Here is an 11,821-nt window from a genome sequence, read left to right on the forward strand (position 1 = left end):
GGGCGAGTGGCCGGGGCTCGCCCGGCGGATTGATGCGGAAGACGGATGCCCGGCGGAAGGCGTCAGGCGCTTTGCTCAGACTGCGGGGCGGCCCGTGTGGGGCGCGAAGTTCCGGGCCGAGTGCGACAAGGATGAGTCTTGGGAAAACAACTTTCCGAAAAGGCAGGGCTTGCGGGCTCTGCTTTTTTTATTGCACGCGATTTCGCGCGCGGGAAAGTTTGCAGGGCTGTCATGGGGAAGACGTAAAGCAAAGGCGCACGGTTCGGGCGGAGAGGGGCAGGGCAAAGGCGGTCTGCAAGGACTGCCAGCGTGAAGCGCGCGGCCTCCCTGTCCGCAGAGGCTCGCCCCTTGCAGCCGCGGGAAAAGGCTTGTTTCGGAGGCGCTTCGGCAAAATGCGATGGCAGGGCCGCGTTGCCTTTCGCCAAGCTACTTTTTCTTCTTTTTCTGCTCGCGACGCCACTGCCAGGGCGGCGTGGGATCGCTGTCCTGCCAGAGGCCGAGGCGCTCTTTGCGGGCCATGGCCTCTTCGAGCTTCCAGGTTTTGCAGATGTCGCTCGTGCAGAAGTAGTCGTACACCCAGGCCATGCCGGCCTGCACCTGCCGCTGATTGACGGACAGCTCGTCGATGCCGTTTCTGTCTGCGAGATAGACCAGGGAAACGGTGCGCTTGTAGTTGTCCAGATACATGGTTTTCAGGCGCAGGGGGCGATCCTGAATGAGGGAGAGCAGGTGGGCCTTCGACTGCTTGCCGTAGGGCTGACGGCTTTCCGGCGCGTCGATGCCGTAGAGGCGCACGCGGAGGGTGCGTCCGCTGCCGTCCTTGAGCACGAAGCTGTCGCCGTCGGAGGCGCGCACGAGGCGGTATTCCCGCTCGTCGGCCACGGGCGCGGACTTCCCTGCGGAGGAGGCCCGGATGTTCTTGATGCTGTTGAAGATGGCCTTTTGGGCATCGGCCACCTGTTTTTCCGCTCTGGCGGGCGGGGTCGGCGCGTTCGGCGACCATTCGGCGTTGCTCACATAGGCCGCAACCATGAGCAGCACGCACAAAATGGCGGCTTCCAGTCCGTAGCGGCCGGGACTCTTTCGTCTGCGGGGGAAGAAGGACCTACGTTTTTTCATGGGCGGATGCGGGCGACGGCAAAAGCTCTTTCAACGCCGAGGCTATGCCGGAAACGTTGATTCCCACATCGGCGCGCAGTCGGCGTACCGGGCCGTGGGGAATGAAGCGGTCGGGAAGGCCGAGCCGACGTATTTTCATACGGCCGAGGCGGTCGTTGTCGGCCAGCAGTTCCAGCACGGCGGAGGAGAAGCCGCCGATGCGGCTGTTTTCCTCCACGAGCAGCAGGGCGTCGCTTTCGGCGGCGAGATCGAGAATCTGCTTTTCCGGCAGCGGCTTGACCCAGCAGGCGTCGAATACCGAGGCCAGCAGCCCGGTGTTCTGCGCCACAAGCAGGGCCGCCTCCATGCAGGGCACGGCGCGCTGTCCGGCCACGAGCACGGTCACGCGCGTGTTGCCGCGCAGCAGAAGCTGTCCTTCGCCGGGCGCGGGATAGCCGACGTTTTTTACTATGGCGTCGGCAAATTTCATGTTCGAGGCGTCGAGCTTCCGCCCGGAGCCGCGCGGATAGCGCAGCGCCACGGGCTGATTCATGCCTGTGGCCATGGTGAGGGCCGCGCTCAGGGCCGCCTCGTCGCGGGGCGCGCCGAGGGTGAGGTTCGGCACCACGCGCAGCCACGAAAGATCGAAGGCTCCGTGATGGGTGGGGCCGTCTTCGCCCACGAGGCCTGCGCGGTCGAGGCAGAAGGTGACGGGCAGATTCTGCAGACACACGTCGTGAATGATCTGATCGTAGGCGCGCTGCATGAACGTGGAATAGATGGCTACCACCGGATGGTAGCCCCGGGACGCGAGGCCGGCGGCAAAGGTGACGGCGTGTTCCTCGCAGATGCCCACGTCGGCGAAGCGTTCGGGGAAGCGGAGGTGAAATTCCTGAAGGCCGGTGCCGTCGGGCATGGCCGCGGTGATGGCGAAGAGCCGCGGATTTTTTTCCGCGAGCGTGCAGAGGGTGCTGCCGAAGGCCTGACTGAATCCCGGGCCGGAGGGCTCCCAGCCGTTCGGCTGGGGAGGCACGCTGATTTCGTCGGCCACGGAGGCGGAAATGCCGTGAAAGTGCGAAGGATCGTTTTCCGCGGGGCCGTAGCCCTTGCCCTTGAGCGTGCGGATGTGCAGAAGCACGGGCATGTCGAGCTGCTTGGCGGCTTCGAGATGACGTTCCAGCTGGGCGATGTCGTGGCCGTTGATGGGGCCTATGTAGTTGAACTGAAAGGCCTCGAAGAGCATGCCCGGGGTGAAGAACGACTTGAAGCTGACCTCGCCCTTGCGGATGATGTCCACGATGGAGTCGCCCTTGGGCAGGCGAGAGAGCACCTTGGCCACGTGCTGCTTGATGTGCATGACCGTGCTGTGGGAGAGGTTGCGGCTGAGAAAGCGGGAAAGCGCGCCCGTGTTCTCGGAAATGGACATCTTGTTGTCGTTGAGAATGACGATGAGGCGATTGCCCATGCCGCCTGCCTGGTTCAGGGCTTCGAGGGCCATGCCGCCGGAGAGCGCGCCGTCGCCGATGACGGCGACCACGTGTTCCTTGCCGCCGCGCAGATCGCGCGCCGCGGCCATGCCGAGGGCCGCGGAAATGGACGTGGAGGCGTGGCCCACGCCGAAGTAGTCGTAGGGGCTTTCGGAGCGGTTGGGAAAGCCGGAAAGACCGCCGTAGCGGCGCAGGGTGTCGAAGCGGTCGGCGCGGCCGGTGAGAATTTTCCAGGGATAGCTCTGATGCCCGACGTCCCACACGATGGGATCGCGGGCGGGATCAAAGCAGGAGAGCAGGGCAATGGTGAGTTCCACCACGCCCAGCGAGGGAGCCAGATGACCGCCGTTGTTCGTGACCACGCGGATGATGGTGTTCCGCAGTTCCTGCGCCAGTTCCTGCTTTTGGGAAAGGGAAAGCCCGGGAATGTCTTCGGGCAGATGCAGGCTGGAGAGCAGAGACGTGTCGGTCATGGGAATCCTTGAGGCGGCTAGTGCGTGCGGTTGACAAGTTTGCGTGCGGTTTCGCGGAGAAAGTCGGCGTCGGGGCCGGAGAACAGATCGCCCAGCGCCTTTTCGGCGGCCTCGCAGTGAACGCGGGCCAGGCGGCGGGCCTCTTCCAGACCGACGAGGGACGGCCAGGTGGCTTTGTCGCTTTCCGCGTCGTGACGCACTTCTTTTCCTACCGTGGCCTCATCACCGACGACGTCAAGTATATCATCGGTAATCTGAAACGCAATGCCCAATTCACTGCCGTAACAGCGCGCCGCATGTCGCTGTTCGGGCGAGGCCTGGGCAAGAACGGCGCCGCATTCACAGGCGTTCAGCAACAGGGCTCCTGTTTTCTTTTCGTTGAGAATGCGCAGTTCTTCCAGAGAAAGTTTTTTTCCTTCGCCTTCCAGATCGAGCATCTGACCGCCCGCCATGCCCGCGGCTCCGGCGGCGTCGGCGGTGAGGCGCAGGGCTTCGAGCAGCACGTCGGCGGGCGCGTGGGCGCGCGCCATGTGGCTGAAGGCGTTGGTGAGCAGGGCGTCGCCCGCGAGAATGGCCGTGGCTTCGTCGAAGGCCTTGTGGCAGGTGGGATGCCCACGGCGCAGATCGTCGTCGTCCATGGCGGGCAGATCGTCGTGAATGAGCGAGTAGGTGTGAATCATTTCAAGTCCTGCGGCAAAGGGCAGCAGGGCCTCGGTGATGTCTTCGGCTCTGTCTTTGGCGCAGGCTCGGGCCACGGCCAGGCAGAGCATGGGACGCAGTCTCTTGCCTCCGGCAAGCAGGCTGTAGCGCATGGCGTCGGAAAGCCGGGAAGGTATTTCCTTGTCGAGAAAAGAGGCGGAGAGATACTGTTCCACTCTGCCGCGAAGATCTGCGGGCATATGTCCCCCTTGTGATGTGCCGCCCCGGGAAGGGGCCGCCGGATTGCGGTCCGGGTTATTCGTCGTCTTCCTGACTGCCGGCGTCGAAGGGCTCGGTGCCCGCTTCGGTGCAGAGGCGTATGTCGTGCCGGGCCTTTTCGAGCTGTTCGCGGCAGGCGGCGGCATGGGCGAGTCCTTCCTTGTACAGGGCCACGCTCTCCTCCAGCGGACTGTTGCCCGCTTCCAGCGTGGTCACAATGGCCTGAAGACGCGCCAGACGTTCTTCAAAGGTGGGTTCTTTTTTCTTCATCGGGAACTCCGGTTCTTGGCCTTGGGGGCGGAATCGAAAATGCTGCGGGTGGGGCCGCCGACGAGCGAGGGCGGATCCTGAAACAGCGGCATGGCGTCCACGGCCACGCCCTGCACCAGAAAACCGAGATGCAGATGCGGCCCGGTCACGCGGCCCGTGGAGCCGGAACGTCCTATGACCTGTCCTCTTCTTACGCTTTGTCCGGGCGAAACGTCAAAGGCGGAAAGGTGGGCATAGGTGCTTATCACGCCCTGACCGTGATCGATGTACACGGTGTTTCCGCCGAAATACTGCGGTTCGGCGAGCAGCACGGTGCCGTCGGCCACGGCGAGCACGCTTGCGCCTTCCGGGCTGCGCATGTCCGTGCCCTTGTGCGGGGCGCGGGGCTTGCCGTTGAACACGCGGCGGCCGCCGAACGGACTGGTCACGCCGCCGGGCACCGGTTTTTTCAGGGGCAGCGTCCAGGTTTTTTCCGTGCGCGAGGCAAGCGCCTTGCGGCTGCTCGCCGCGTCGCGGGCAATCTGTTCCTGCACCTCGCGCGGCGGCTCGACGTATTTGGGAGCCACCTTCAGAATGCTTTTCGGCCACGGCACGGCCGCGGCCGTTACGGAAAAGTCGCGCTTTTCGCCGTTCACGCGCAGGGAAACGGTATGGCGTCCTTTGGCGTCTATGGGCATGGCGAGAAGAAGTTCCGCCTTCCAGAGCGCGCCCTCCTGCGTGGCGGGCACGCGGAACTGTTCGCCGCGCCAGGAAAACACGGCTTCAAAGGGCGCGGCGTCGGCAACGGAAACCGGAAAGGCGTGTCCCTGACTGACCTTTGCAGGCACGGAAAATTCCGCGGCCTGCGCGAATCCGGCAAGGGAAAGAATCATCGCGGCAAGAAGAACAAGGCGTTTCATGAGCGAGTCTCTGACGAAGGTTGCGGAGGTCACGACCGGGAGTTTTTGTCCGGCGGCTCGGGCGTGACGGCGGTGACGGAGCCGACGACGCGGCCGTCGGCAAGGGTGACGGAAAACATGCGGCCGGGCGCGGTGTCCGACACGGAACGGAGAATGCGGCCTTCTTCGTCGAAGGCCACGGCGTAGCCCCGGCGCAGCGGCTCGAAGGGATCAAGCGCCTGCAGACGGAGCTCCAGACGGGTGAGGCTGCGCTCTTCGGCAAGGCCGATCATGCGGCCGAGGGGTAAAAGCGCGGCCTGCGCGCGTTCCGCCTGCGCCTGCGCGCGCTGAAGGCGCGCTTCTCCGGCCCCGCGCAGGCGCAGGGCCAGGTGTTCGAGCTCCGCTTCGCGCGCGTCGAGGCGTCCTTTCTGATCGCGCAGACCTGATAAAAGCGTTTCCAGCGTGCGGGCGCGCTTTTCCAGCAGGGCGTTCAGGCCCGCCTTCATACGTCTTGTCGCGTCGTCGAGCCGTTCCGCCTGCGCGCGCATGCGCTCCCGGGGCGAGAGCAGACCAAGCGCCCGGGCCGCGTGCCGCAGACGCAGGGAAAGATCGTCCAGCCGGCGGTCGAGGGCGTTTTGCAGGGCCGTTTCCAGGCCGTCCACATGCTGGGCCAGCACGTGCCTCTCCTGCCAGAGAATCTGTGCCGTGTGGCTGGGCGTGGCTGCGGCGTAGTCGGCCGTGAAGTCGGTGATGCTGTGATCGATTTCATGCCCGATGCCCGTGAGCACGGGAATGGGACAGCGGTACACGGCGCGGGCCACGCGCTCGTCGTTGAAGGCCCACAGATCCTGCACCGAGCCGCCGCCGCGGATGAGCACCGCCACTTCGGCCCAGCCTTCGCGTCCCACCTCTTCGAGAGCCTCCACGATGCGCGGCGGCGCGTCTTCGCCCTGCACGGGCACGGGATGAATGCGGATTTCCGCGCCGAGACCGCGGGTCGAGCTGATGCGGATGAAGTCGCGGATGGCGGCTCCGCTCGGCGCGGTGATCACGGCCACGCGGCGTGGTTCGCGGGGCAGGGGGCGCTTTCTTGCCGCGTCGAACAGGCCTTCGGCGGCCAGCCTGCGCTTGAGCGCTTCAAATTCCTGATGCCACAGGCCGAGTCCGGCGGCCTGCGCCAGATCGACGATCATCTGATACTGACCGCGCGCGCCGTACACGGTGAGGCGACCGGCGCACACGAGGGTCTGTCCGTTCTCCATGGTGCGGGCGAGACTGGGGCGCGGCCCGTCTTCCCACACCTCGCCGGTGAGCGGATCAAAGGCCTCGTCCTTCTGCTGCCTTCTGAACCATACGCAGTTTAAGAGCGCGTCGTCTTCCTTCAGGGAAAAATAGACGTGTCCCGACGAAGGACGGGAAAGGTTGGTCACTTCTCCCTGAACCCACACGTACGGGAAGCGGCTTTCCACGGTCTGACGCAGTCGTTCCGTGACCTGCCGCACGCTGAGAATGGCATCCATGTCGATAGCCTCCGGGAGCGGACAACATTTGCCGTGATTTGTGACCGGAAAAGGGCGCTTCTGCCGCAAACGCGCCTGAACGGCGCAGCGCGCTTGCCGCGTCGCTCTCCCCCACCTGCGCGCACCCTTCGCGCCACCTGCGCATAGGCGGGCGCGGCCTGCGAACATGAGCGCGCCCTCAGAAACGCGTCCGCACGTCTCCTGTTCATCCTGCGTCCGGCGCGGCGAACGCGTAAAAGTTTCGGCGTCCGGTCCGGTGTCCGATGCGCCGTCCGGCCCGGCGCGGAGCGTCAGCGCGTCTTCCGTGTTTGCGCGCTCTGCGCGGAGAAAAAAGGCCGCCCGGAACCGAAGATCCGGGCGGCTCGTCTCGTCAGCGCTTCCAGCTGTCCAGCACGGACTGCCGCCACGCGGGGAAGGCCTGCTCGAAGCTGTCGGCGGGAAGGGTGGACTTTTCGCCGGTGCGGCGGTTCTTCACTTCCACCACGCCCTGCGCAAGGCCCTTGCCGCCCACGGTGATCTGCATGGGAATGCCGATGAGGTCGGCGTCCTTGAACTTCACGCCCGGGCGTTCTTCGCGGTCGTCGTACAGGGTTTCCATGCCGAGGGAGGTGAGATAGGCGTCGATGGCGTCGCACTTGGCGGCCACGTCGGCGTTCTTGGGATCAAGGCACACGATGTGCGCGTCGAAGGGCGCAAGCTGCGGCGGGAACATGATGCCGTGCTCGTCGAAGTTCTGTTCGATGCAGGCGGCCACCACGCGGGACACGCCGATGCCGTAGCAGCCCATGATCATGAGTCTTTCCTTGCCGTTTTCGTCAAGGAACACGGCGTGCAGCGCTTCGCTGTACTTGGTGCCGAGCTTGAAGATGTGGCCCACTTCGATGCCGCGCTTGATTTCCAGCGGACGGCCGCAGCAGGGGCAGGGATCGCCGGCCACGGCGTTGCGCAGATCCGCCCATTCGATGGGCAGGGTCACGTCGCGCACGAGGCTCAGGTGACGCACGTGCGCGTCGGCCTTGTTGGCTCCGGCAATCCAGTCGTTGGAGGCCATGAGTTCCTTGTCGGCGTAGATCTTGTCCACGCCCTTGAGTCCGGCGGGGCCGGCAAAGCCCACGGGAGCTCCGGTCATGGCCTGCACCTGTTCGGGCGTGGCGAACTGAATGTCGTCGGCGTCGATGAGGTGGGCGAGCTTGATTTCGTTGAGTTCGCGGTCGCCGCGCAGCAGCACGGCCACGGGCTTGCCGTCGGCCATGAAGAGCAGCGTCTTGACGAGCTTGTCGGCGGAAACGCCGAGGAAGGCGCACACTTCCTCAATGGTGTGCTGGCCGGGCGTGGCCACCTCTTCCATGGCGGGGCAGGGCGTTTCATCCTGCGTGAAGGTGGTGCTGATGGGTGCGCGTTCCACGTTTGCGGCCCAGGTGCAGTCCGGCCAGTTGGTGCAGGCGGCAATGGCGTCTTCGCCGGTTTCGGCGAGCACCATGAACTCATGGGAGAAATTGCCGCCGATGGCGCCGGAGTCTGCTTCCACGGGGCGGAAATCGAGGCCCATGCTGCTGAAGATCTTGTGATAGGCTTCCTTCATGGAAGCGTAGCTTCTGTTCGCGCCTTCGTCGTCCACGTCGAAGGAGTAGCCGTCCTTCATAAGAAATTCGCGGCCGCGCATGAGGCCGAAGCGGGGACGCACTTCGTCGCGGAACTTGGTCTGAATCTGATACAGGTTCAGGGGCAGCTGACGATAGGACTTCACTTCGCCGCGCAGAAGATCGGTCATGACCTCTTCATGGGTGGGGCCGAGGCAGTAGTCGCGGTCGTGCCTGTCCTGGAAGCGCAGCAGTTCCTTGCCGTACTTCTTCCAGCGGCCGGATTCCTGCCACAGTTCGGCGGGCTGCACCATGGGAAGCAGCACTTCAATGGCTCCGGCGGCGTTCATTTCGCGGCGCACGATGTCCTTGGCCTTTTCCAGCGTGCGGAGGCCGAGAGGCAGCCAGGTGTAGATGCCGCTCGTGAGCTTGCGAATCATGCCCGCGCGCACCAGCAGCTTGTGGCTGATGACTTCGGCGTCGGCGGGGGCTTCCTTCAGGGTGGGGATGTAGTAACGGCTCCAGCGCATAGAGGATCCTTCAGTTGCTTTGGGTAAGAAGTTTGTCGAGTTCTTCAAGAAAAGCCGCAAGCAGAGCGTCCTGACCGTTCACGGAACGCAGCACCTTTCCCTTGCGGAATATGACGCCCTTGTCGCGCCCGCCCGCCAGACCGATGTCGGCTTCGCGGGCTTCTCCCGGGCCGTTGACCACGCATCCCATGACCGCGATCTTGAGACGGCTCGCGGCGGCCGCGGGATGGGACTGCACGTATTCCTCCACCTTTTCGGCCATGCCGATGAGGTCGATTTCCGTGCGGCCGCAGGTGGGGCAGGAAACGATTTCCGGGCCGCGGCTGCGAAGGCCCACGGCGCGCAGAATTTCCCAGGCCACGGCCACTTCCCGAACCGGATCGGCCGTGAGGGAGACGCGTATGGTATCGCCGATGCCCTCAAAAAGCAAAAGGCCGAGACCCACGGCGGATTTTACGGTTCCGCGCATGGGCGTGCCCGCCTCGGTGACGCCGAGATGCAGCGGATAATCCGCCCGTTCGGCCATGAGACGGTAGGCGGCAATGGTGTCCGTCACCGAGGAGGACTTGAGCGAAACCTTGATGTCGTAGAAGCCGCGCTTCTCCAGCATGCGCACGTGGGAGAGCGCGCTTTCCACCAGCGCCTCGGGCGTGGGGCCGCCGAAGCGCTCCAGCAGATCCTTCTCCACGGAGCCGCTGTTCACGCCCACGCGGATCACCGCGCCGTTGGCCTTGGCGGCCGCGGCCAGATTGTCCACCGGGCCTTCGCCGCCGATGTTGCCGGGATTGATGCGCAGCCCCTTGAGGCCTGCGTCGAGCGCGGCGAGGGCGAGGCGGTAGTCGAAGTGAATGTCGGCCACAAGGGGCACGGGAGAGCGGTCGGCAATGGTTTTCAGGGCGGAGGCGGCCTTTTCGTCGGGCACGGCGAGGCGCACCACTTCGCATCCTGCGTCGCAGAGCTTTTGTATCTGTTCCAGCGTGGCGGTGGCGTCGCGCGTGTCGGTGTTGGTCATGCTCTGCACCACGACGGGCGCGCCGCCGCCGATGAGCACGTTGCCGAGCCGAAGCTGCCGGGTGTGATTTCTGTGGGGAGCGTTCATGCTTTCTCCTTGAAGCTGCGCAGATGGTGTAGCGCGTCCCAGGTGTAGATGACAAGGGCCAGCCAGATGACGGGGAAGGAGATCATGTCGGAGGGCTTCATGCTTTCTCCGAGCACGGTGATGGCCAGCAGAAAGGAAATGGACGGGCTGACGTACTGCAGAATGCCTATGGTGGCGAGGGTGACGCGGCGGGCCGCGTAGCCGAACATGAGCAGCGGCAGACCGGTGAAGGCGATGGTGCAGGCGAGCAGAACCGGACGCAGGGGGCCGTAGCCGACGATGCCGAAGCCCGGTTCCGTGAAGCCGAGCCAGAGCAGGGAGAGGGGCATGAGCATGAGCGCCTGCACGAAGAGGCTGGGCGCGGAGGGCATGCGCAGGGTTTTCTGCACGTAGCCGTAAAAGGCGAAGGAAAAGGCGAGGGTGAGGCCTATCCACGGGATGTGGCCGTAAGCGATAACGCTTGCCGACACGCCCACGACGGCCAGGGCGACGGCGGCTCCCTGCGCGCGGGAAAGTTTTTCGCCGAGCAGTAGTTGCCCCATGAGCACGTTGAGCAGGGGAGTGATGAAGTAGCCCAGAGAGGATTCCACGATGCGCCCGGTGGTGACGGCGAGAAGATAGACGCTCCAGTTCAGGCCGAGCAGCGCTGCGGCAAGAAAGAGGGAGAGCAGCGTGCGCCTGCTTTCAAAGGCGGCGCGCACGGCCGGGAACTGACGGGTGAAGGCCAGCACGGCGCCGAGAAAGATCACGGTCCAGATCATGCGGTGGGCCATGATGGAAATGGGATTCAGGGAGCCGAGCAGCGGCCAGAACAGCACGGCGACGCCCCACAGAAGATGGGCGGCAAGACCTGCGCCGGTTCCCGCGCAGGAGCCGGTGCATTCCCTGGGCATGAAGGAGAGGTGAAGATGCATCATGAAAACTGACGGTCGGGCGCGCTGCGGGGCAAATGTTTCAGGCGGGTGTGAAAGGAGGACGGACGTTTTCCGGCAAAGGCGTCGGCGCGGCGGAAACACCGATGAGAGGCGTCTTTCGCAGCCGCGGGCAAGCGCCCGTCGGCCCCCCGAACGTTTCGGCCGAAACTGACGCTTTCGCGGCGCGGGAGGAAGCCGGGCGTGGCGCAGGAGCTCTCCCGTCTGTCCGCCTGCGGCACCGTGCGGCAGCGAAGGGGGAGCGCCTGGCGTTCTGATGGCGCAATGTCCGTAACCAGCAAGTCCGCTCTTCCGCGATGGGGCGGAAGAGCGGACTGCGCGTGAAACGAAAAGGCGCTTCGGAACGTTTCGTCCGCGACGCGGACGGCCCGAAGACGAGGCCGGAAGGACTAGCGGTTGAAGGAGCGGGCGTAGAGCTCCACGATGGCCCGGCGGCCGTTGGCTTCCAGGAAGCGGGTGCCGGTGGCGGTGAAGCGCGAATGCTTGATGATGGGATCGTCCTTCTTCACCCATTCATCGTTGATCCAGCGGAACCAGGCGTCCTTCTTCTGATCGAAGACGAGCAGGGGCTTGTTGCACAGCTTGGCGAATTCCGCGCCCCAGCCGGTGCCGCCCTTGACGGTCTTGTCTTCCTGAATTTCACCGACGACGAGCACTTCGCTGCCGCTGCTGACCTGCCAGCAGATGGACTGGAGGACTTTGCGGAACAGCGGAGCGCGGGTGTATTCGCGGCCCATGAGGCGGGAAACATAGGTCATGCTGACGTCCTTGAGCGCCAGTTCGTCCTGAGTGAGCACGCGAACGCCGCGCGTGCGCTCTATCTGATGGCCTTCAAAGCTGTAGTTGACCTCTTCGATGCCCCAGGCTTCGGCCTGAGCTCCAAAGAACTGTTCAGCACCGGCAGCGCCGCCGCTGAAAAGAACGCACTGTTTCGGATCAAGCATCTGGTCCTCCCAGAGTAGATGGTGTTACGGAAAAGGATAAATATGGATCCTGCGGAGGATCAGTATTCAGGTTCGACGCGACGGGTGCCGTT

Annotated in this window: 10 protein-coding genes; all 10 read right to left on the minus strand. The window is 64.5% G+C overall.

Translation table 11 applies throughout. The features are described 5' to 3' along the window. Nucleotides 1–426: 426 nt before the first annotated feature. The 10 genes from ACZM96_RS03500 to ACZM96_RS03545 all read right to left on the minus strand — a co-directional run bounded on the left by ACZM96_RS03500 (nucleotide 427) and on the right by ACZM96_RS03545 (nucleotide 11,729). Nucleotides 427–1,119: a thermonuclease family protein gene (locus ACZM96_RS03500; protein ID WP_489487375.1), complete on the minus strand. Its 693-nt coding sequence runs from the start codon at nucleotides 1,117–1,119 to the stop codon at nucleotides 427–429. Further along, the gene (dxs, locus tag ACZM96_RS03505; protein ID WP_489487376.1) at nucleotides 1,106–3,058 is read right to left on the minus strand and encodes a 1-deoxy-D-xylulose-5-phosphate synthase; all 1,953 of its coding nucleotides are present in this window, start codon (nucleotides 3,056–3,058) and stop codon (nucleotides 1,106–1,108) included. Before dxs ends, ACZM96_RS03500 begins: the two co-directional genes overlap by 14 nt. 17 nt (nucleotides 3,059–3,075) lie before the next feature. Beyond that, the gene (locus ACZM96_RS03510; protein ID WP_294484972.1) at nucleotides 3,076–3,957 is read right to left on the minus strand and encodes a polyprenyl synthetase family protein; all 882 of its coding nucleotides are present in this window, start codon (nucleotides 3,955–3,957) and stop codon (nucleotides 3,076–3,078) included. Nucleotides 3,958–4,012: 55 nt separating this feature from the next. After that, on the minus strand, nucleotides 4,013–4,246 hold the full coding sequence (gene xseB / locus ACZM96_RS03515) for an exodeoxyribonuclease VII small subunit (protein WP_294484971.1): 234 nt from the start codon (nucleotides 4,244–4,246) through the stop codon (nucleotides 4,013–4,015). Continuing rightward, the gene (locus tag ACZM96_RS03520; protein WP_489487378.1) at nucleotides 4,243–5,145 is read right to left on the minus strand and encodes a M23 family metallopeptidase; all 903 of its coding nucleotides are present in this window, start codon (nucleotides 5,143–5,145) and stop codon (nucleotides 4,243–4,245) included. The genes xseB and ACZM96_RS03520 overlap by 4 nt, the downstream gene beginning before the upstream one ends. 29 nt (nucleotides 5,146–5,174) lie before the next feature. Next, the gene (gene xseA / locus ACZM96_RS03525) at nucleotides 5,175–6,644 is read right to left on the minus strand and encodes an exodeoxyribonuclease VII large subunit (protein WP_489487379.1); all 1,470 of its coding nucleotides are present in this window, start codon (nucleotides 6,642–6,644) and stop codon (nucleotides 5,175–5,177) included. Between the two features lie 370 nt (nucleotides 6,645–7,014). After that, a complete protein-coding gene (locus ACZM96_RS03530; RefSeq protein WP_489487381.1) occupies nucleotides 7,015–8,754 on the minus strand; it encodes a proline--tRNA ligase in 1,740 nt (579 codons plus the stop codon). 10 nt (nucleotides 8,755–8,764) lie between these two features. Then, on the minus strand, nucleotides 8,765–9,853 hold the full coding sequence (gene ispG, locus ACZM96_RS03535; protein ID WP_489487383.1) for a flavodoxin-dependent (E)-4-hydroxy-3-methylbut-2-enyl-diphosphate synthase: 1,089 nt from the start codon (nucleotides 9,851–9,853) through the stop codon (nucleotides 8,765–8,767). Next, on the minus strand, nucleotides 9,850–10,770 hold the full coding sequence (gene rarD, locus ACZM96_RS03540; protein WP_489487385.1) for an EamA family transporter RarD: 921 nt from the start codon (nucleotides 10,768–10,770) through the stop codon (nucleotides 9,850–9,852). Before rarD ends, ispG begins: the two co-directional genes overlap by 4 nt. Nucleotides 10,771–11,174: 404 nt before the next feature. Beyond that, the gene (locus tag ACZM96_RS03545) at nucleotides 11,175–11,729 is read right to left on the minus strand and encodes a hypothetical protein (RefSeq protein ID WP_294484963.1); all 555 of its coding nucleotides are present in this window, start codon (nucleotides 11,727–11,729) and stop codon (nucleotides 11,175–11,177) included. Nucleotides 11,730–11,821: the final 92 nt, after the last annotated feature.

Source organism: Mailhella sp. (genome assembly GCF_057866825.1).

Coding starts and splice junctions, on each gene's coding strand:
- ACZM96_RS03500 (WP_489487375.1), bottom strand. CDS start 1,119: ATGAAAAAACGTAGGTCCTTCTTCCCCCGCAGACGAAAGAGTCCCGGC.
- xseB (WP_294484971.1), bottom strand. CDS start 4,246: ATGAAGAAAAAAGAACCCACCTTTGAAGAACGTCTGGCGCGTCTTCAG.
- dxs (WP_489487376.1), bottom strand. CDS start 3,058: ATGACCGACACGTCTCTGCTCTCCAGCCTGCATCTGCCCGAAGACATT.
- ACZM96_RS03510 (WP_294484972.1), bottom strand. CDS start 3,957: ATGCCCGCAGATCTTCGCGGCAGAGTGGAACAGTATCTCTCCGCCTCT.
- rarD (WP_489487385.1), bottom strand. CDS start 10,770: ATGATGCATCTTCACCTCTCCTTCATGCCCAGGGAATGCACCGGCTCC.
- ACZM96_RS03520 (WP_489487378.1), bottom strand. CDS start 5,145: ATGAAACGCCTTGTTCTTCTTGCCGCGATGATTCTTTCCCTTGCCGGA.
- ACZM96_RS03530 (WP_489487381.1), bottom strand. CDS start 8,754: ATGCGCTGGAGCCGTTACTACATCCCCACCCTGAAGGAAGCCCCCGCC.
- ACZM96_RS03545 (WP_294484963.1), bottom strand. CDS start 11,729: ATGCTTGATCCGAAACAGTGCGTTCTTTTCAGCGGCGGCGCTGCCGGT.
- ispG (WP_489487383.1), bottom strand. CDS start 9,853: ATGAACGCTCCCCACAGAAATCACACCCGGCAGCTTCGGCTCGGCAAC.
- xseA (WP_489487379.1), bottom strand. CDS start 6,644: ATGGATGCCATTCTCAGCGTGCGGCAGGTCACGGAACGACTGCGTCAG.